General features: G+C 72.5%; 18 protein-coding genes and 1 pseudogene. 9 read left to right on the top strand and 10 right to left on the bottom strand.

Features of this window, described 5'->3' with window-relative positions:
* Nucleotides 1–3: 3 nt before the first annotated feature.
* Nucleotides 4–678: an SGNH/GDSL hydrolase family protein gene (locus tag IE251_RS06350; RefSeq protein ID WP_189751898.1), complete on the top strand. Its 675-nt coding sequence runs from the start codon at nucleotides 4–6 to the stop codon at nucleotides 676–678.
* A 96-nt stretch (nucleotides 679–774) separates the two neighbouring features.
* A complete protein-coding gene (locus tag IE251_RS06345; protein WP_229896634.1) occupies nucleotides 775–1,356 on the top strand; it encodes a Uma2 family endonuclease in 582 nt (193 codons plus the stop codon).
* Here the strand turns inward: IE251_RS06345 and IE251_RS06340 are convergent.
* Complete coding sequence (locus IE251_RS06340) at nucleotides 1,353–2,459, bottom strand: hypothetical protein (RefSeq protein ID WP_189751897.1); 1,107 nt, start codon at nucleotides 2,457–2,459, stop codon at nucleotides 1,353–1,355. The two genes, IE251_RS06345 and IE251_RS06340, sit on opposite strands and share 4 nt — an antisense overlap.
* A gap of 250 nt (nucleotides 2,460–2,709) precedes the next feature.
* On the opposite strand from IE251_RS06340, the gene IE251_RS06335 reads away from it, so the two are divergent.
* Complete coding sequence (locus IE251_RS06335) at nucleotides 2,710–3,201, top strand: carboxymuconolactone decarboxylase family protein (protein ID WP_189752164.1); 492 nt, start codon at nucleotides 2,710–2,712, stop codon at nucleotides 3,199–3,201.
* An 86-nt stretch (nucleotides 3,202–3,287) separates the two neighbouring features.
* The gene (locus tag IE251_RS06330; protein ID WP_189751896.1) at nucleotides 3,288–4,283 is read left to right on the top strand and encodes an aldo/keto reductase; all 996 of its coding nucleotides are present in this window, start codon (nucleotides 3,288–3,290) and stop codon (nucleotides 4,281–4,283) included.
* Between the two features lie 384 nt (nucleotides 4,284–4,667).
* On the opposite strand, the gene thpR is transcribed toward IE251_RS06330, so the two are convergent.
* A complete protein-coding gene (thpR, locus tag IE251_RS06325; RefSeq protein WP_189751895.1) occupies nucleotides 4,668–5,240 on the bottom strand; it encodes an RNA 2',3'-cyclic phosphodiesterase in 573 nt (190 codons plus the stop codon).
* A 40-nt stretch (nucleotides 5,241–5,280) separates the two neighbouring features.
* Here thpR and IE251_RS06320 point away from each other — a divergent pair, with 40 nt between their 5' ends.
* A complete protein-coding gene (locus IE251_RS06320) occupies nucleotides 5,281–5,802 on the top strand; it encodes a GNAT family N-acetyltransferase (RefSeq protein ID WP_189751894.1) in 522 nt (173 codons plus the stop codon).
* Nucleotides 5,803–5,840: 38 nt separating this feature from the next.
* Here the strand turns inward: IE251_RS06320 and IE251_RS06315 are convergent, their stop codons facing one another.
* The 3 genes from IE251_RS06315 to IE251_RS06305 all read right to left on the bottom strand — a co-directional run bounded on the left by IE251_RS06315 (nucleotide 5,841) and on the right by IE251_RS06305 (nucleotide 9,261).
* Complete coding sequence (locus tag IE251_RS06315) at nucleotides 5,841–7,190, bottom strand: MFS transporter (RefSeq protein ID WP_189751893.1); 1,350 nt, start codon at nucleotides 7,188–7,190, stop codon at nucleotides 5,841–5,843.
* 27 nt (nucleotides 7,191–7,217) lie between these two features.
* On the bottom strand, nucleotides 7,218–7,655 hold the full coding sequence (locus tag IE251_RS06310) for a MarR family winged helix-turn-helix transcriptional regulator (RefSeq protein ID WP_189751892.1): 438 nt from the start codon (nucleotides 7,653–7,655) through the stop codon (nucleotides 7,218–7,220).
* A 154-nt stretch (nucleotides 7,656–7,809) separates the two neighbouring features.
* Entirely contained in the window at nucleotides 7,810–9,261 is a 1,452-nt protein-coding gene (locus IE251_RS06305) for an NCS2 family permease (protein WP_189751891.1), read from the bottom strand.
* Between the two features lie 150 nt (nucleotides 9,262–9,411).
* Between IE251_RS06305 and IE251_RS06300 the strand changes: the two genes are divergently transcribed.
* From IE251_RS06300 to IE251_RS06290, 3 genes are all read left to right on the top strand, one after another.
* Entirely contained in the window at nucleotides 9,412–9,675 is a 264-nt protein-coding gene (locus IE251_RS06300) for a DUF2530 domain-containing protein (RefSeq protein ID WP_078844333.1), read from the top strand.
* 140 nt (nucleotides 9,676–9,815) lie between these two features.
* Nucleotides 9,816–12,212, top strand: a complete 2,397-nt coding sequence (locus tag IE251_RS06295; protein WP_189751890.1) for an HAD-IC family P-type ATPase — start codon at nucleotides 9,816–9,818, stop codon at nucleotides 12,210–12,212.
* A 61-nt stretch (nucleotides 12,213–12,273) separates the two neighbouring features.
* Entirely contained in the window at nucleotides 12,274–12,453 is a 180-nt protein-coding gene (locus IE251_RS06290) for a hypothetical protein (protein ID WP_189751889.1), read from the top strand.
* Between the two features lie 52 nt (nucleotides 12,454–12,505).
* Here the strand turns inward: IE251_RS06290 and IE251_RS06285 are convergent, their stop codons facing one another.
* The 3 genes from IE251_RS06285 to IE251_RS06275 form a co-directional block, all read right to left on the bottom strand.
* Nucleotides 12,506–13,288, bottom strand: coding sequence for a DUF5707 domain-containing protein (locus IE251_RS06285; protein ID WP_189751888.1), 783 nt, complete (start codon nucleotides 13,286–13,288; stop codon nucleotides 12,506–12,508).
* 155 nt (nucleotides 13,289–13,443) lie between these two features.
* On the bottom strand, nucleotides 13,444–14,202 hold the full coding sequence (locus IE251_RS06280) for a calcium-binding protein (protein ID WP_189751887.1): 759 nt from the start codon (nucleotides 14,200–14,202) through the stop codon (nucleotides 13,444–13,446).
* Nucleotides 14,203–14,327: 125 nt separating this feature from the next.
* The gene (locus IE251_RS06275; protein ID WP_189751886.1) at nucleotides 14,328–17,456 is read right to left on the bottom strand and encodes a sacsin N-terminal ATP-binding-like domain-containing protein; all 3,129 of its coding nucleotides are present in this window, start codon (nucleotides 17,454–17,456) and stop codon (nucleotides 14,328–14,330) included.
* A 324-nt stretch (nucleotides 17,457–17,780) separates the two neighbouring features.
* On the opposite strand from IE251_RS06275, the pseudogene IE251_RS06270 reads away from it, so the two are divergent.
* A pseudogene (locus IE251_RS06270) lies at nucleotides 17,781–18,176 on the top strand (ATP-binding protein); the annotation flags it as partial.
* A gap of 6 nt (nucleotides 18,177–18,182) precedes the next feature.
* Here the strand turns inward: IE251_RS06270 and IE251_RS06265 are convergent.
* The gene (locus tag IE251_RS06265) at nucleotides 18,183–18,650 is read right to left on the bottom strand and encodes a GNAT family N-acetyltransferase (protein WP_189751885.1); all 468 of its coding nucleotides are present in this window, start codon (nucleotides 18,648–18,650) and stop codon (nucleotides 18,183–18,185) included.
* A gap of 29 nt (nucleotides 18,651–18,679) precedes the next feature.
* Nucleotides 18,680–19,606, bottom strand: coding sequence for a DUF3027 domain-containing protein (locus IE251_RS06260; RefSeq protein WP_189751884.1), 927 nt, complete (start codon nucleotides 19,604–19,606; stop codon nucleotides 18,680–18,682).
* Nucleotides 19,607–19,750: the final 144 nt, after the last annotated feature.

Below are 19,750 nucleotides of genomic sequence, written 5' to 3'. Positions count from 1 at the left end.
CCGATGCTTAGGTTCATGCCCGTGGGCGACTCCATGACGATCGGGAGCGCGGGGGAACACACGTGGCGTTACCGGTTGTGGCGACACCTGTGCGAGACGTACGGCGGCCCGTTCACCTTCGTCGGCCCGCGCGAGACGGTCTACGACCAGCAAGCCGGCGAGCCGACGTCCCTCGCCTACGCCGAACCCGGCTTCCCGCGCGGCCATCTGGCGGGCTGGGGCGAGGGCTGGCTGCACATGACCCCGCTGATCGGCGAGGCGGTGCGCGCGCACCGGGCCGACGTGCTGCTGGTCTCCCTCGGCCTGATCGACCTGGGCTTCTACACCAACGCCGAGCAGACGGACGAGAACGTACGGGCGTTCGTCGCTAGCGCGCGGGAGGCCCGCCCGCGGATACGGATGGTGCTGCTGCCGGTCATACCCAACGTGCGGGCCGCGTCGGACGCGCCCTTCGCCGAGCAGGTGGACCGGTTCAACGCCCTGCTCGCCAAGACGGTCGCCGACCTGGACGAGGCACGGTCGCCGCTGCTGCTGGCCTCGCTGCCCGAGGAGTGGGACATCCACACCGACACCTACGACGGCACCCATCCCAACGCGAACGGGGAGCACCGGATCGCGGCGGCGTTCGCGGGGGCGATGTGGGAGGCGTGGGGGGTCGGAATGCCGTACGAGGACTGATCAAGTCGGCTGAAAACCGGCGTTCCGTGGGCGTGGTGCCTATCGTTGTACTGCGCGGCCGCACCTGTTCGTGGGGCGGCCGGGGAGGAGCGCCAAGTGACCGTCCTCGAAGACAGGATCTCGATGGCCGAGCGCGACAACGAGAGCATGCTCGACGAGATGTTCGACCGGCTTGAGCCCACCCCCGAGGGATTCAAGGTCGAGATCGTCGAGGGGAGCGTCTACATGTCGCCGCAGCGGGACACCCATTGGGACATCACCCTGGACATCATCCTGCAACTGACCGCCAAGTTCCCGCGAGGGCGGTTGAAGTCCGACGTACGGATCGACTACCCGGGCCGCCTCAACGGTTTCGCCTCCGATGTGACGATCGTCAGGGAAGGCGCGACCCTGAACGCGAAGGGCCGCTGGCAGCACCAGGACGTCGAATTCGTCGCCGAGGTCATCTCCAAGGGCACCGCGGCGAACGACTACGGCCCGAAGAAGGCCGCCTACGCCGCCGCCGAAGTCCCCCTGTACCTGATCGCCGACCCCTACAAGGGCATGTGCTACGTCTACACGCAGCCCAAGGAAGGCGACTACATCACGCGGACGAAGATCGCCTTCGGCGAGGACATCGACCTGACCGGCACCGTGATCGACCTCGTCCTGAAGACCGACGGCTTCCCCCGCGACTAGTCCCGGCGCCAGACGTACAGTCCCTCCCCCGACTCCGCCTGCGTGACCCACATCCCCCCGCCCAGAGCCGTCGGCGCCCCGTGGCCGACCGGCAGCGGGTAGACGATCTCCACCGGCGTCCGCTCCCCCGCCGTGTCGACGAGCCAGTGCCGCCCCTCCCCCCACTCCTCGTCGCCCTCGACGGTCGAACCGAGCAGCGTCGTCTCGTCCAGGAAGCCCCCCTCCCAGTCCCAGTAGGGCAACGCCTCGTCGTTCTCCGGCTCCGCCCCGGGATGTCGGGGTACGGCCGTCTCCGCCTCCCACTCCAGACCGTCCAGCACCGCGCCCCCGGTGTCGCGCACGGCCAGTACGTCCTGGTCGTGGGTCACGGTCAGCAGCCGCTCCCCCGACGGGCTCACCCCCACCAGCGCCAGGTCCCCCTCCACGTACGCGACGGTCAGCTCCCGCCCGTCCCAGCGGCCCCAGCGCAGCGGCGCCCCGTCCTGGCCCTCCCCGATGCTCAGCCCCATCTGGCCCGGGTCGGACGGATGCGGCAGATGGAAGCTGCCCGCCGCCGCGGCGCGGGCGTCGGCCCGGGCGAGCAGCCGCCCGTCCGCGGCGTCCAGCAGCACCCACTCGTCCACGGCCTCCGGGTCCGGCTCGCCCGCCGCCAGCGGCCCGCGTATGTGCGCCCAGACGAAGGCGCCGTCCGCCGAGAACCCGGCGGAACCGCCGTCCGGGTACCGGTGGTCGGCGCGGTCGCCGTACTCCTCGTACGAGCCGTGCGACTCCTGGCAGGCGCCGTACCAGCAGCCGTGCCGGACCTCCCAGCGGGTCCGTCCCGACGGCTCCACCGCGCGCACGGCGTGCACGCCCGCGAACACGGCCAGGCTCGCGTCCGGCGCCACCGCCCACGTCCCGCGCCGCCGGGGCCAGGGCGCGGGCACCCGCACCGGCTCCCCCACCGGGGCGAAGGCGTCGTCCAGCCGCTGGACCAGCAGCGCGTCCTCGCCGCGCTGGGCCAGCAGGCGGCGGCCCGGCAGGCCGAGCAGCTCGGGGTGGTCCGCCTCCGCCGGGGGCAGTGGCGCGGGAACGTCGGCGACGAGCCGGGCGCGAACAGACATGTCGGTCTCCAGGAGTGATGCTGCTCCGCAGCGTAGGGGACGCCTCTGACAATCCGTCGGGAGTGGACCGCCTGCGGGGATCCGCCGGCGAGCGGGCCGGCCGGCCGGTGACGCGGGTCACACGCCCCGCCCTGTCACACCGGCGGACCGGCCGGCATCTCGTGGGCGACAGGACGCCGCGCCCCACGTCCGCGCGGCACCCACTCCCTCGTGAGGACGACACACCATGACCGGCACCACGACCGACACCATGACCACGGCCCCCCGTATCGACCTGACCGCGAACGACCTCGGCGCCGGGCTCGGCAAGCGGTTCGCCGCCCTCGGCCTCGGCGTCACGCAGTCGGCGCTGCCCCGGAGCACCCAGGAGCTGGTGATGCTGCGCGCCAGCCAGATCAACGGCTGCGGTTTCTGCACCGACCTGCACACCAAGGAGGCGACGGCGGCCGGCGAGACCGCGACGCGGCTGCACCTGGTGGCCGCCTGGCGCCACTCCACCGTGTTCACCGGGGCCGAGCGGGCCGCGCTGGCGCTCGCCGAGGAGGGCACCCGGCTCGCCGACGCCCACCAGGGCGTGTCCGACGCGACCTGGCAGGAGGTCCGCGAGCACTACGACGAGGAGCAGACCACAGCGCTGGTCTACCTCGTCGCCGTGATCAACGCGGCCAACCGGCTCGGCGTGATCGCGCACCACCAGGGCGGCTCCTACGAACCCGGCATGTTCACCCGGCCGCAGGACTGACCGGCTCCTCGCGCGCGCCCGGTGCCGGGCGCGCGCGACGGCAGGGCCTTGCCTGGAGCGCACTCCAAGTCGTTGGCTTGTGGACCATGGAGTACACGCAACTCGGACGCACAGGACTCAAGGTCAGCCGGCTCGTCCTCGGGACGATGAACTTCGGTCCGCAGACCGACGAAGCCGACAGCCACGCGATCATGGACGCGGCGCTGGACGCGGGCATCAACTTCTTCGACACCGCCAACGTGTACGGCTGGGGCGAGAACAAGGGCCGGACCGAGTCCATCATCGGCAACTGGTTCGCCAAGGGCGGCGGCCGGCGTGAGAAGACCGTCATCGCCACCAAGGTGTACGGCAACATGGGCCCGGACGGCGCGCCGGCGTGGCCCAACCACGACAAGCTCTCCGCGGTGAACATCCGGCGCGCGGTGGACGCCAGCCTGAAGCGGCTGCGGACCGACTACATCGACCTCTACCAGTTCCACCACATCGACCGGGCCACGCCCTTCGAGGAGATCTGGCAGGCGATCGACGTCCTGGTCCAGCAGGGCAAGATCCTCTACGTCGGATCCAGCAACTTCCCCGGCTACAAGATCGCCCAGGCCAACGAGGCCGCCGCCCGCCGCGCCGGCACCATCGGGCTGGTCAGCGAGCAGTGCCTGTACAACCTGTACGAGCGGCGCGCCGAGATGGAGGTCATCCCGGCCGCACGGGACTACGGCCTCGGGGTCATCCCGTGGTCGCCGCTGCACGGCGGTCTGCTCGGCGGGATCATCAAGAAGGAGGTCCAGGGCGGTCGCCGTGCCTCCGGCCGGGCCGCAGACACCCTCAAGGACCCGGCGGCCCGCGCGCGGATCCAGGCCTACGAGGACCTGCTCGACAAGCACGGACTGGAGCCCGGCGAGGTGGCCCTGGCCTGGCTGCTCACCCGCCCCGGCGTCACCGGCCCGATCGTCGGCCCGCGCACCGCCGGACAGCTGGAGTCGGCCCTGCGCGCCGTCGAACTGGAACTGAGCGAGGACCTGCTGACCGGCCTCGACGAGATCTTCCCGGGCCCGGGCCCGTCCCCGGAGGCCTTCGCCTGGTAACCCCCGAGGGGCCAGCGCCCCGAAAGGGGCGCGGGGAACTGCGCGCCCAGCCACGAACGCCCCGCAGCCGAAGAACAGGCCCGCAGTTCCCCGCCCCTCTCCCCCCACGCCCACCAAAGGCGCCCCGTCAGGGGCGCGGGGAACTGCGCGACAAGCCACAGACAACCCGCACCCGAAGAACAGCCCCCACCGGCAAAGGCACCCCGCAGGGGCCCGCGGGGAACTGCGCGACAAGCCACAACCGGCCCGCAGCCGAAGAACGGCCCGCAGCTTCCGTCGGCGTACTCCTACCGCATGGCCGACGCCACAGCCACCACCACGAACATCAACACAAGCGCACCGGCCATGATCCGGTTCCGGGTTTTCGGGTCCACGTATTCGAGACTAACCGCCCCCGCCCAGCGCCCACCGCCCGACCACCTCGTACCGCGGCTGCTCCCCCGGCACCCCGGACGCCGGCAGACGGCTGCGCATCAGCGCCAGGTCGGCCACGGCCCAGCTGCCGCCGGCGAAGTCCGCGAGCGCGGCGACGTACGGCCGTACGTCCAGCGCGTGCCGGCTGCGGGCCAGCGTGAGATGGGCCTTGTAGGGCCGGTGTTCCCCCATCGGCAGCCCCTCCTTGCGCGCCGCCGCCTCCGCCCGCCCGGCCAGCAGCCGCAGCTGCGCCACGTCTCCCCGGGCGCCCACCCACAGCGCGCGGCCCTGGCCGAACTGGCCGCCGCCGGCGAGGGCGAGGGTGAACGGCGCCGCCCGGCGGGCCGCACGGGCCAGCCGGTCCGCCAGGGCGGGTACGACGTCGTCGGGGACCTCACCGTAGAAGGCGAGCGTGAAGTGCCAGCCGGGGCGGCCCGTCCAGCGCAGCCGGCCGGCCCCCGGCAGCTGCCGCAACCGGTCCACCTCGACGGCGAGTTCGTCCGCGATGTGCTCCGGGGGCAGTACGGCGGCGAAGAGTCTCATGCCCCTCACGATCCCAGACCCGAACGGGCATGATGGGGCGATGACGATCACCATCCGGGAAGGCGGCCCCGACGATCTGCCCGCGATACTCCGCATGCTCGACAGCAGCGTGGAGTGGCTGGTCTCACAGGGCCGCACCCGCCAGTGGGGCACCGAGCCGCTGTCGGGGACCAGGACCGCCGAGGCCGTCGAGCGGGCCATGGCCGAGGGCACCACGTACATCGCCGAGATCGACGGGGAGCCGGCGGCCACCCTCACCCTCACCGACGGACCCGGCGCCTATCTGTCGCACCTGCCGGCCCCCGGCGAGCCCGAGCGGTACATCCACTGGCTCGCCTCCGACCGCCGCTTCAAGGGCCGGGGCGCGGGCGGCGCGCTGCTGGCGCACGCCGCCGAGGTGACCAGGAGGGCGGGCGTGGGCCTGCTGCGGGTGGACTGCTACGCCGGTGACGACCGCAAGCTGGTGGCCTACTACGAGTCCCACGGCTTCACCCCGACGCACGCCTACGCCCACGGCCCGGACGCCTGGCCGGGACAGGTGCTGGCCCGGAGGGTCGACTAGCCCCTCCGGGACCGCGGAACCTCGTGCCCGCGTGAGAGCTACGCGGCCGTGGCCAGCCGCTCCCGCTCGCGCGGGACGAAGCGGACGCTCGGGTGGCCGTGGTGCCAGCCCACCGCCAGCCGCAGGCCGCCGATGCGGGCCAGGACCAAGCCGATGACGCCGGCCGCGAGCACCGACACCACACCGCCGGCGGCGAAGCCGGCCCGGGCGCCGTAGGTGTCGGTGATCCAGCCGACCACCGGCGCGCCCAGCGGCGTACCGCCCATGAACACCATCATGAACAGGGCCATCACCCGGCCGCGCATGGCCGGGTCGGTGCCCATCTGCACGGCCGTGTTCGCGGTGACGTTCACCGTGAGGCCGAACACCCCGATCGGCACCATGAGCAGTGCGAACAGCCAGTACGACGGCGCGGCCGCGGCGACGATCTCCAGCGTGCCGAAGGCCAGCGCGGCGGCGATCAGCACGCGCAGCCGGGCCGTGCCGCGCCGGGCGGCCAGCAGGGCGCCGACCAGGGAACCGACGGCCATCAGGGTGTTGAAGAGGCTGTAGGCGCCGGCGCCCGCGTGGAAGACGTCGTCCGCGTAGGCGGTCAGCCACACCGGGAAGTTGAAGCCGAAGGTGCCGATGAAGCCGACCAGGACGATGGGCCAGATCAGCTCCGGCCGCTTGGCGACGTAGCGCAGGCCCTCGCGCAGCTGGCCCTTGCCGCGCGGCGTGCGCTCGACCACGTGCAGTTCGCGGGCGCGCATCAGCAGCAGGCCGGTGATGGGCGCGGCGAAGGACAGACCGTTGGCGAGGAACGCCCAGCCGGTGCCCACGCCGGTGATCATCAGGCCGGCCACGGCGGGGCCGACGAGCCGGGCGGACTGGAAGTTCGCCGAGTTCAGGCTGACCGCGTTCTGGAGCTGGTCGGGGCCGACCATCTCGGAGACGAAGGACTGGCGGGCCGGGTTGTCCACCACCGTGGCGAGGCCGACGGCGAAGGCGGCGACGTAGACGTGCCAGACCTGGACCTGTCCGGAGAGGGTCAGCGCGGCGAGCGCGAGCCCGGTGACGGCCATCGCCGTCTGGGTGACCAGCAGGGTGGGCCGTTTGGGCAGGCGGTCCACGAGGACCCCGCCGTACAGGCCGAACAGCAGCATCGGCAGGAACTGCAGGGCCGTGGTGATGCCGACGGCGGCCGAGGAGCCGGTGAGGCTGAGGACCAGCCAGTCCTGGGCGATGCGCTGCATCCAGGTGCCGGTGTTGGAGACGACCTGGCCGGCGAAGAAGAGGCGGTAGTTCCGGATCCTCAGCGAGCTGAACATCGAGGACTTGCCGGAAGCGGGCGTGGGGGTGGTAGGGGTCGGTGCGGGGGCGGAAGGTGTTCCGGATCCCGTACTCAAAAGGGTTCGCCTCCTCGGGTGGTGCGCTTACAGGTGTGCGAGTTTCTCCAGCACGGGGGCGGCGGTGCGCAGGGCTGCCCACTCGTCCTCGTCCAGGCCCTCGGCCAGGCCGGCCAGGAAGGCGTTGCGCTTGCGGCGGCTCTCTTCGAGCATCGCCTCGGCCTGTTCGGTCTGGGTGACCACCTTCTGGCGGCGGTCCTCGGGGTGCGGCTCCAGCCGGACCAGTCCCTTGGCTTCGAGCAGCGCGACGATGCGGGTCATCGACGGCGGCTGGACGTGCTCCTTGCGGGCCAGTTCGCCCGGGGTGGCCGAGCCGCAGCGGGCGAGGGTGCCGAGCACCGACATCTCGGTGGGGCTCAGCGACTCGTCCACCCGCTGGTGCTTGAGCCGACGGGACAGCCGCATCACGGCGGAGCGGAGAGCGTTCACGGCGGCAGCGTCGTCGCCATGGGTAAGGTCCGGCATGTTCTTTAGCGTAACTCATTACTCTTACTAAAGACCACTTGGGCGGGCCCGTCCCGCCCGTGACGCCCACCACTGGTTCCGCCACCGCCCGGCGGAAAAGGAAGGAGCGCCCGGACCGTGGTCCGGGCGCTCCTTCGGAGGGGGTTCTACGGGGTCACGTGAGCCCCAGGGCCGGCATCAGGTAGTAGAAGGCGAAGACGGCCGAGACGACGTACATCGCCGACGGGATCTCCCGGGCCCGCCCGGCGGCCAGGCGCAGCACCGTGAAGGCGATGAAGCCCATGCCGATGCCGTTGGTGATCGAGTAGGTGAACGGCATCATCAGCATCGTCACGAAGGCCGGCATGGCGATGGTGTAGTCGGCCCAGTCGATCTCCTTGATGGAGTTCGACAGGATCAGGAAGCCCACCGCGAGCAGCGCCGGGGTGGCCGCCTGGGACGGGACCATCGTGGCGATCGGCGTGAGGAACAGCGCGACGGCGAAGAGGCCGCCCGTGACGACGTTCGCGAGGCCGGTGCGCGCGCCCTCGCCGACGCCCGCCGTGGACTCCACGAAGGCGGTGGTGGCCGAGGCGGAGCTGGCACCGCCGGCCGCGACCGCGAGGCCGTCCACGAAGAGGACCTTGTTGATGCCCGGCATGTAGCCCTGGGCGTCGGTCAGCTTGGCCTCGTCACTGATGCCCATGATCGTGCCCATCGCGTCGAAGAAGCACGACAGCAGGACCGTGAAGACGAAGAGGATGCCGGTCAGGATGCCGACCTTGTGGAAACCGCCGAACAGGCTGACCTGGCCGAGCAGGCCGAGGTCGGGGGTGGAGACCGGGTTGCCCGGCCACTTCGGGACGGTCAGACCCCAGGACGGGACGGTGGCCACCGCGTTGATGATCATCGCGACGACGGTCATGCCGACGATGGAGAGCAGGATCGCGCCCGGCACCTTGCGGACGATCAGCGCGAAGGTGAGCAGCGCGCCGAGGACGAAGACCAGCACCGGCCAGCCGGTGAGGTGGCCGCCGACGCCCAGCTGGAGCGGGACGGTGGTCTGGGCGGCGTCCGGCATCCGGGTGACGAAGCCGGAGTCGACCAGGCCGATCAGCATGATGAACAGGCCGATACCGATCGAGATCGCCTTGCGCAGGCCGAACGGCACGGCGTTCATCACCCGCTCGCGCAGGCCCGTGGCGACCAGCAGCATGACCACGAAACCGGCCAGCACGACCATGCCCATGGCGTCCGGCCAGGACATGCGCGGGGCGAGCTGGAGCGCGACGACCGAGTTCACGCCGAGGCCGGCGGCGAGCGCGATCGGCACGTTGCCGATGACGCCCATCAGCAGCGTGGTGAACGCGGCCGACAGCGTCGTGGCCGTCACCAGCTGGCCGTTGTCCAGCTGGTGACCGTACATGTCCTTCGCGCTGCCGAGGATGATCGGGTTCAGCACGATGATGTACGCCATCGCGAAGAAGGTGGCGAGACCGCCCCGGACCTCACGGGCGACGGAGCTGCCGCGCTCGGAGATCTTGAAGTAGCGGTCGAGGAAGCCGAAGGCGGGAGCGCCACCCGGCCTCTCGGGGGTGGGGACCTTGGCAGGTGCCGAGGTGGACATGCGTGACCTCATCACCAACGGGGTTCCCCCGAGCCCTGTTGGAGTTTCATACGAGCGGAAGCGGCCAAAGACAAACGGCTCCAGTATGAACGTATGAGTCATAGATCGCTATCTCCGCGCGTAGACAGCGGCGGCGCATAAGCTGTGCGCATGGCTAAGTGGACCCCCAAGCACGAGGCGCCGGAGCCCCTGGAGGGCCCCGTGGTCGCCACCATCACCGGCGGCACGATCGTGTGGTTCGTCCTCTTCCTGGTCCAGCTGCCGTTCTACGGCTGGTTCGACGAGCACGGCCACACCTGGTGGCTGTGGACCTGCCTGGCCGGGGGCGGGCTGGGGCTGATCGGCGTCTGGTACGTCCGCAAGCGGGACGCGGCGATCAAGCGGGCCGCTTCCCTGGATCCGGCCGCCCGGTAACACCCGGCGAGCGGCCGACGTCACGGACGGGCGGCGAGCGGCCCGGCGCGGACAGACGGCGAGCGGCCGACGGCGCGGACGGACGGCGAGTGCCCGGCGCCGGTGGGCGGGCGGGCGCGTCCGCACGTACCGTCGAATGCATGAGCCACATACGCGCGGGCGCGGAACTCGATCCGGCGCGTCCGGCGCCGTCACCGAGAACCCGCCCGGCCGGGCTCGGCCCCGCCGAGGTCGCCGAACGCGTCGCGCGCGGCCAGGTCAACGACGTACCCGTGCGCAGCAGCCGCTCGCTGGGGGAGATCGTCCGGGCGAACGTCCTCACCCGGTTCAACGCGATCATCGGCGTGCTCTGGCTGATCATGCTGTGCGTCGCGCCGATCCAGGACAGCCTGTTCGGCTTCGTGATCCTCGCCAACACCGCCATCGGGATCGTCCAGGAGTGGCGGGCCAAGCAGACCCTGGACTCCCTCGCGGTGATCGGGGAGGCCCGGCCGACGGTACGGCGGGACGGCGTGGCGGTCCAGGTGGCCACCCATGAGATCGTCCTGGACGACCTGATCGAGATCGGCCCCGGCGACAAGGCCGTGGTCGACGGGGTGTGCGCGGAGGCGGACGGGCTGGAGATCGACGAGTCGCTGCTCACCGGCGAGGCCGACCCCGTCGTCAAACGCCCCGGCGACCAGGTCATGTCCGGCAGCTTCGTGGTCGCGGGCGGCGGCGCCTTCCAGGCCACCAGGGTAGGCCGCGAGGCCTACGCCGCCCAGCTCGCCGAGGAGGCCTCCCGCTTCACACTGGTCCACTCCGAGCTGCGCGGCGGCATCTCCACCATCCTCAAGTACGTCACCTGGATGATGGTCCCGGCGGCCGCCGGGCTCGTCGTCACCCAGCTCGTCGTCAAGAACAACGACCTCAAGGACGCCGTGGCCCGCACGGTCGGCGGGATCGTGCCGATGGTCCCCGAGGGGCTGGTGCTGCTCACCTCCGTGGCCTTCGCGATCGGCGTCATCCGGCTGGGCCGCAGACAGTGCCTGGTGCAGGAGCTGCCGGCCATCGAGGGCCTGGCCCGCGTCGACACCGTCTGCCTGGACAAGACCGGCACCCTCACCGAGGGCGGCATGGACGTCACCGAGCTGCGGCCGCTGGACGGGGCGGACGAGACGTACCTGCGCAAGGTGCTCGGCGCGCTCGGCGAGTCCGACCCGCGCCCGAACGCCTCCCTCCAGGCGATCATCGACGCCTTCCCGGACAGCGAGGAGTGGCGCTGCGTGGAGTCGCTGCCGTTCTCCTCCGCCCGCAAGTACAGCGGGGCCGCGTTCAGCGAGGGCGACGGCGAGACCAGCACCTGGCTGCTGGGCGCCCCGGACGTGCTGCTCGCCCCCGACGACCCGGCCCTCGCCGAGACCGGGCGGCTCAACGAGCGGGGGCTGCGGGTGCTGCTGCTGGCCCGCGCGCACCGGGACCTGGACGACCCCGAACCGGCCCGGGGCGCCCGTGCCACCGCCCTGGTCGTCCTCGAACAGCGGCTGCGGCCCGACGCCTCCGACACCCTGCGCTACTTCGCCGAGCAGAACGTGCGGGCCAAGATCCTCTCCGGGGACAACGCGGTCTCGGTCGGCGCCGTCGCCGCGAAGCTCGGCCTGGAGGGCACGGCGGTGGACGCGCGGCGGCTGCCCGCCGACCCGCCGGCGATGGCCGAGGCGCTGGACGCGGGCACGGTGTTCGGGCGGGTCACCCCGCAGCAGAAACGGGACATGGTGGACGCGCTCCAGTCCCGTGGCCGTACGGTGGCGATGACCGGGGACGGCGTGAACGACGTGCTGGCCCTGAAGAGCGCGGACATCGGGGTCGCCATGGGCTCCGGTTCCGAGGCGACCCGGGCCGTCGCGCAGATCGTGCTGCTGGACAACAGCTTCGCGAGCCTGCCCTCGGTGGTGGCCGAGGGCCGCCGGGTGATCGGCAACATCACGCGGGTGGCGACGCTGTTCCTGGTGAAGACCGTCTACTCGGTGCTGCTGGCGGTGCTGGTGGTGTGCGCGCGCGTGGAGTACCCCTTCCTGCCCCGGCACCTGACCCTGCTGTCCACGCTCACCATCGGCGTCCCGGCCTTCTTCCTGGCCCTCGCGCCCAACACCGAACGGGCCAGACCGCACTTCGTGCGCCGGGTGATGCGGTACGCGGTTCCCGGCGGGGCGGTGGCCGCGGCGGCGACCTTCCTGACGTATCTGCTCGCCCGGCACCACTACTCCGGCCCGGGCGCGCTGGACGCGGAGACCAGCGCGGCCACCCTGACCCTGTTCCTGGTCTCCATGTGGGTACTGGCGATCATCGCCCGCCCCTACACCTGGTGGCGGGTGACCCTGGTGGCGTCGATGGGCGTGGCCTTCCTGCTGGTCCTCGCCGTCCCGGCGCTCCAGGACTTCTTCGCGCTGAAACTGGTCGGCGTGACGATGCCGTGGGCGGCGGTCGGCGTGGCGGCGGTGGCGGCGGTGGCGCTGGAGTACCTGTGGAGAGGGGTCGGCCGCCGTTTCCCGGTGTAGGCCTCGCCGGCCGATGGCCGGAAATCTCCTCACCGGAATCACCTATCAGGGTGACGGCCGTATGAGTGACCCCGCGGGCTGGGCAGAGCGTCCGGCGCCATGCACGTCCGGCATCCGGCTGCACGACGTCAACCACCAGGTTTTCCTGATCCGCTTCAACGAGCTGAACCTCAACGCCACCACCCGCAGCGACGGCCGCCACACCACGGAGACGGTCGGCTGGATCGCCGGCACCGTCTAGCGCACGCGCACGGGTGCCCCGGCCGCCGCCGGGGCACCCGTGCGCGCGGCTCTCACCGAACGTCGACGTGATCGGCCGGGGCGCTGACGGCCGAGGTGGTGGACGTGCCGGCGAAGCGGTAGCGGTAGGACCCGGCGGAGCCGGCCGTCACCGTCGTCCTCAGGGCGCCCGTGGCGGAGGCGGTGAGGGTCTTGACGGTGGTGTAGGCGCTGCGGCCCGCCTTGCGGAACTGGAGCTCGACGGGCCGGCCGCCGAAGGCGACCCAGGTGCCGTGCGGCCAGTCGGCGCGGGTCAGCCTGCCGGCCACGGTGATCGTCCTGCCCTTCCTCACCGGCTCCGGGGCGGCGTCGGTGGTGAGCTGGGCGGCGCGACGGACCGGGAGGGTGCCGAGGTCGTTCTGCCACCTGTCGGCGCCGGTCTTCTTGTCGACCGCGACCCCGCCCTTCTTCCAGGTGCCGGCGTCGGAGTCGTACAGCTCGCGGGCGGGGACGGTGATCGTGGCCGAGCAGTTCGCGGTGGTGGCGTCCACCTTGGCGCAGGTGCCCGGGTCGTCGCCGGCGACCTGGGTGTCGGCGTACTTCGCCGAGTCGCCGCGGTAGAGCACCGGGCCGGTGAGGACGTCGGACATCGACACGGTCGCGGGGTGCGTCACGGTGTAGGTCGCCTTGACCTTCACGGTGGAGGTGGCACCGAGGGTGATCGCCTTGCCGCCGTTGACCTTCATGTGCGAGAAGGTGACGTTCGGCGCCGCGGGGGCCGCGTGGGCGGCGGGCACGGCGAGGGCGGAGAGGGCCAGGGCGCCGGAGACGGCGGCTGCGGTGGCACGGATGCGCATATGTGTTCCCTTGGAGGGAGAAGTGATCGCGGAGTCGGTCGACTCACGCGATCAGATCCCCGCCACAGACCCCGGTTTCCACGGGTCAGGGCTCTTCCCGGCCGGGTTCGGCCCACCGAATACCCCCGGGTGGCGCAACCCGGGGGTACGGCGGCTTACTTCACGTCGATGAAGTCGGCGACGGAGTTGACCGCGGCGGTGCCGGAGTTGCCCGCGTAGGAGAAGCGGTAGTAGCCGTCGGCCGAGGCCTTGACCGTCGTCTTCAGGTTGCCCTTGGAGTCGGCCTTGATGGTCTTGACCGTGGTGTAGCCGGTGGTGCTCTTCTTGCTGTACTCGAGCTTCACGGACTGCGAGCCGTAACCGGCGTACTTCAGCGACTCCCAGTCGGCGCGGGTGAGGGCACCGGTGACGGTGATCGTCTTGCCCTTCTTCACCGGCTCCGGGGTGGCGTTGGCGGTCAGCTTGGCGGCGCGCTGGAAGGAGAAGGAGCCGGCCTTCTCCTTCCAGATGTAGTCGCCGTCCTTGGCGTCGATCCACGCGTCCACGTACCAGGTACCGGCGCTCTTGTTGCTGAGGTAGTCCGTCCTCGGGTCGATCTTCACCGAGGCGGTGCAGGTGGAGGTGGTGGCGTTGACCTTGGTGCAGGTGGGCTTGCCGGTGGTCTCGATGCCGTTGTCCGGGCCGTAGAGGTCGAACTCGTCGGCGCCCTTGATACCCGAGTTGTCCGTCGCGGTCACGCTGACCTTGACGGTCACCGCGCCGGAGGTACCGATCTGCACCTTGTTGTCACCGTCCACGACCACCTTGGTGATCTTGACGTTGCCCTCGACGGCGTCGGCCTGGGCGGCCGGCACGGCGAGGGCGGACAGGGCCAGAGCGCCGCTCACGACGGCGACAGAGGCACGGATGCGCATGTGTTTCCCCACGTTCAGATCAGGGAGTCGGGATGACTCCGCTGATCTGACCGGGGAGAGATGTGAAAGGTTGTACTACTGATGTGAACTTTCCGGGGAGTCGGTGGACAGGGCCACTCCCGGGGTCAGTCGAACCACCGGTCGCGGGCCAGCTCCTCCGTGCGCGACGGGTCCTCCAGCAGCGCGGCCACCTCGAACCGGCGCGGCCACTGGCCCGCCGCCCAGGCCAGCCCCGCGGCGACCCCCTCCAGGGTGGCCGCGTGCAGCACGCCGTCGTCGGTCAGCCGCCAGTCGATCTCCACGCCGTCCACGACGAGTTCCTCGTGCTCGACGTAGGCCGCGGGCGTACGCGGCCCGAGCAGCACCCGCACCGACTCGGGCACATCGTGCTCGGCCCCCTCGGAGTGCACCTCGCCGGTGACGGACTCGCTGAGCCGGCGCACCTGGAACAGCTCGGCCAGCTCGGCGGCGCGCGCGGGCCGCACCGGCAGCAGCGGCACCCCGGAGGTGAACGGCAGCAGATCCGGGGAGTCGACCACCACGGCCGAGGCGGCGTCCACGACCTCCACCCGCCCGTCGACCACGGCCCGCAGCTCCTCCGGCAGGGTCACCCGCTCGGGGTCCAGCTCCGCCAACGCGCTGTACAGCCCGTGCAGTTGGGCGGGCGTGACCGGGCGCTCTGGGTCGGCGAGCCGGTCCAGCAGCTCGGCCGCGCCGCCGGGCTCGTCCAGCAGCGCGCCGACGGAGGTGCGTACCCCGAGCGCCCGCAGGACCTGCTCGTCCTCGAAACCGGTCGCGTCCGCCTCGTCGTACAGCCCGCGCAGCAGCGGGTCCCCGCCGGCCGCGAGCAGCCCGGCCGGGCGCCGCCCGTCGAGCACCGGGTGCCCGCGCAGCCACCACGCGGTGTACGGCCGGACGACCTCGTGGGTGCCGTCGGGCAGCAGGATGCGCACGGGCTGGGTGAGGGCGTCCCGCAGCGGCGGCCGGGCCAGCAGGGCGAGCGCCTCGGGCCAGTGGTCGTCGTCCACCAGCTCCAGGTCGCGTACGGCGACGAGTTCGGTGGCGACGGGCGGCACCGGGCTGTCCGGGAACCGGTCGAGGATGTCCTCGCACCACACGTCCACGGCGTCCAGCAGCCCCGCGTCGTCGGGTTCGGCGAAGTCGCCCTCGCGGGGCTCCAGTTCGTCCGGGTCCAGGACGACGTCGGTGGCGCGGACCAGCGCGAAGTCCGCCAGCACGCCGCACGCGGTCAGCGGCTGCTCACCCCATCGCTCGGCCAACTCGGCGTCCACGGCCGCGAGTTCGCCCTCGCGGATGATCCGGGCGAAGGGGCTGCCGGGAAACACCAGTTCACCGGCGGGCGCGAGTTCGCCGTCCTCGTCGGGCAGTGCGAGCGCGCCCAGCCAGGGCTCGTCGCCCGGCTCCAGTCCCGCGTCGCGGACCAGGGCGAGCACGGTCTCGGCCAGTTCCTCGGCGTCCGGCGCGTCCTCCTCCCAGCCCAGAGCGCCGTCCTCCTCCAGGGAGCCCGCCACGGCGGCCCGCACCTGCGGGGTGGTCAGCACGGCACGGGGGGTCGCGGGCAGTGCGCCCAGCTTCTCCAGCAGCGGGTGCGTGGCGTCCGGGTGGGCGACCTTCAGCCCGAGCCGCCCGAGCAGGTCCGGGTCGATCCGGGTGGCGTCGGGGGTGGGCAGCAGCACCTGCCGGGGCCCGATGGTGGTCCGGTTGTCGGCGAGCGGCACCGGCAGCCCGGTCAGCCGCTCCGGGTCGACCCCGGCGAGGCTGTCGTACAGCCGCCACCACCACCGCGGCTCCTTCTCCAGCCCGGCGAGCCGGTCGACGGCGTCGGCGAGCGGCAGCCGGGCGACACCGAGGGCGCGCAGCTCGGCGCGGCGCTCCAGCCCGGCCGGCAGCAGGGTGGGCAGCACCTCGGCCAGCACCCGTACGGTGTCGGCGCCGGCGCCCTCCACGATCTCGGCGTCCCGGGGGCGCAGCGCCTCGGGAAGCTCCTCGTCGCCCTTCGGCGCGACGGCCGGCGGCAGGAAGGCGGTACGCGGCAGCCGCTCCAGCACGGCCTGCCGCAGCGCCCCGTCCAGCGCGCCCTTGCCGAGCGGCCCGGGCACGAGGTCGATGATCCCCTCCCCGACCGGCCGCCACTCGGCGAGCAGGGCGGCGTAGGCGTCGGCCGCGCGCTGCACCAGGAAGTCGGTGAGCGGTCCGGGCGCCGCGTGCCGGCGGGTGGTGTCCAGCGGGAAGGAGGCGATGAGCAGCGCGGGCACGCCCAGCGGCTCGTCGCTCGGGGTCGGCGCGTGCACGACCGGGCTGGTACGGGGCCGGGCCGGGGCGCCGTACGTGTCGACGGGTACGGCCCAGGTCACCGACCAGTGGGGGCGCAGCCGCTCCTCCACGGGCCGGTCGGCGAGCAGGTCGGGGGTCAGCGGTCCGTGCGCGGACGCGGTGCGCCAGTGGGTGATGCCGTCCCGGGAGTCCTCCACGACCGTGAAGGCACCGTCGGTACGGCGGCTGAGGGTGCGCGGCTCCTGCCCCTCGATCTCCACGACGACCTCCGTCAGCCCCGGCAGGGCGAGCAGCAGGGCGTCGTCCACGCCGGCGAGCAGCCGCTCGGCGAGATCGGCGGCGGCGGCGTCGCGCAGGGGCAGGATGACGGCGGTGTCGTACGGCTCGGGGGCGGTGCCCTCGGCGGCGAAGGGCAGCCGCAGCAGGGGCACGTGGCCCTCCCGGCGGCGTACCTCGTCACCCAGTCCCGGGCTGTGCCGGGCGACGTCGGCCGCCAGCTCCCGGGCCTCGGCGAGGGACCACCGGACGCCTCCGTGCCGCCCCACGATCGCCGGTTCGTCGGTCACGGCGAGTACGGCGGCGAAACCGACCCCGAACCGGCCGACGGCGGCGTGCGTGGCCGCGGCGTCCCGTTTCGCGGAGGCGCGCAGTGTGGACAGCGACTCGACGCCGGCCGCGTCCAGTGGGGCGCCGGTGTTCGCGGCCACGAGCACGCCGTCGCGGAGGGTGAGCCGAAGCCGCCCGGCCGTCCCGGCGCGTGCGGCGGCGTCGGCGGCGTTCTGCGCCAGCTCGACGACGAGCCGGTCCCGGTAACCGCCGAGGGCGAGATCCTCCTCGGCGTTGGCGTCCTCCCGGAACCTGGCGGGACTGGTCGCCCAGGCGTCGAGGACCCCGCGCCGCAGCCGGGCCGTCCCGAACGGATCGGCCCCCTCCACCGCCGGCCGCACGAACTTGCTCACGATCACTCTCCATCCTCCGCGTGAGGACGAAGGTACAGCGCGGAGGGGTCGGGGGCCGAAGGGAAGGTGGGTCGGGGTGCTTGCTCGGGGAGGGAGTCGGAGTGGGCGGTGTGATGACGTGGCCGTCGGACCGCTCGCTTCCCGGCCAGTGTCGTGTCACGGAAGCACGACACTCACCGAGAAGCGGGCGGCCCCACGGCAACCCCCCGACACCGGTCCGTATACGACCCCAACTCCCGGACACCACCGGACATGCGCGGACAGTGACTCTACGCAACCGCTCCGTCACTCTTCAGAAGCGTCGGAAACGGACACGCTGAGTACGTGACCCACGAATCCCCCACCCCTGACCGGAACTTCTCGATACAGCTGTCCACCACCCCGCGAGGGGCCCGGCTGGCCCGCCTCCTCGCCACGGAGCAACTCCGCTCGTGGGGCCTGCCCATGGACCCCGCCGCCCTGATCGTCGCCGAGCTGGCCGCCAACGCCGTCGCCCACGGCCGCACGGCCGGGCGGGACTTCCGGCTGACGCTGTACCCCGTAGGGGACGTGCTGCGGATCGAGGTGACCGACACGCGGGGTGACCGGCTGCCGGAGCGGGTCCGCCCCGCGCCGGACGCCGACTCCGGACGCGGGCTGCTGCTCGTGGACGCGTTCGCGGACCGCTGGGGTACCACGCCGGGGCCCGAGCCCCGCAAGACCGTGTGGGCCGAGGTGCGGCTCGGCTCAGGGGACGTGGCGGCGGTACACCTGCCGGGAGCCGCCCTCCGGGCCGGGGGCCGCCGGCTCGGCCGGAGTGAAGCCGAGCCGCTCGTAGAACACGCGCGCCCCACTGGCCACCGCACCGGGGTGGTCCGCGCCGAACGTGACCACCTCGACGGTGGCCGGCCCGCGGACCCATCTGCGGAACGCGTCCGACAGCAGCGCGCTCCCGACGCCCCGCCCCCGCGCCCCGTCCGAGACGACCAGCCAGTGCACATGGTGGACCGGCGGGGCCGCGCCGAAGAGGACGGCGCCGAGGAGGCCGGAGGAGGTCTCCTCCGACGCCACCAGCGCCGTACCCGTGCCGATGCTCTGCCGTACGGCCCGGGTGAAGCCGGGGTCCGCCACCATGGACCCGAACCAGTGCTCCACCTGGGCCGCCAGCCCGAGGAAGCCGGGAAGGTCCTGTTCCTGCGCCGTTCTGATGATCACCGGGGCAGTCTGGCAGCGGAGGCCGCCGTTCAGGAGTGGCCCAGCTCCGCCGTCTCGTCGTCGCCGGTCTCCGGGACCGAGCCGGAGTCACGGGCCGGGCGGAGCGGGAAGGGATCGACCCGGGTCTCGTCGACGACCGGCGCGGCGGGCTGCGGGGGCTTGGGCATGACCGCCGCCTCCGAGTGGCCGCCACAGCCGTAGGCCAGGGAGACCACCCGGCCGTCCGCCGGCGAGAACTCGTTGGCGCAGACACCGAAGGCCTGGCCGAGGGAGCCGCCGATGCGGGCGAGGAAGCCGCAGGACACACAGGTGGCGGGGGCCGCCTGGGCCATGGGGGACTTGGGGCCGAACTCCTCCTCCCAGCGGTCGGCGGCGATGCGCAGGCCGTAGCGGGACAGCACCCGCGCGCGGCGCAGGCCCAGTTCCTCGGCGACGGACGCGATCGTGCCCCGGGAGGGCGTCCCCGGCTGGACGGCCGAGGTGCCCGGGGTGACGTCGGCGTCCTCCGCCTCGGCCAGTTCCCGCATCTCCTCGGACACCACCGAGTTGGGCGGCGGCTCCTCGTCGCCGGTGTAGCCGGGCTCCAGGCGCAGGTCGTCCTGGTCGGTGGGGAGCAGGTCGCCGGGGCCGAGGTCGCCGGGGCGCAGGCGCTCGCTCCACGGCACCCACTCGGGGGCGAGGAGGGCGTCGGGGCCGGGCAGGAGGACGACCTCGTCGAGCGTGACGATCCTGGCGCGGGAGGCCCGGGCGACCGTCACCGCCCAGCGCCAGCCCCGGTAGCCCAGCTCCTTGCACTCGAAGAAGTGCGTGACAACGCGGTCACCCTCCGACACCAGGCCCGTGTGCTCACCGATCACCCCGGGCGCGGCGGCCTCCTCGGCGGCGGCGCGGGCGAGGTCGACGGCCTCGGCGCACAGGCGGTCGGGGGTGCGGCTTCGCGTTGTCGCTGCGCTCACAGGTATCGCTTCTCTCCTACGCCGTCTCGTCGAGTGCGGCTGCCTCCGGCGGTTTCGCCTACGGAGCGGACCTGGGGACCGCATCGACGTCTGCATCCGCGCGCCCGGGCGCACCTCTGCCATCCATTCTGCGTTATGGCTGAG

This window comes from Streptomyces eurythermus (genome assembly GCF_014649115.1).
GTDB classification, from domain to species: Bacteria; Actinomycetota; Actinomycetes; order Streptomycetales; family Streptomycetaceae; genus Streptomyces; species Streptomyces eurythermus.
Note: the sequence above shows the minus strand (reverse complement) of the source record. Positions and strands in the feature narration are given on the sequence as shown.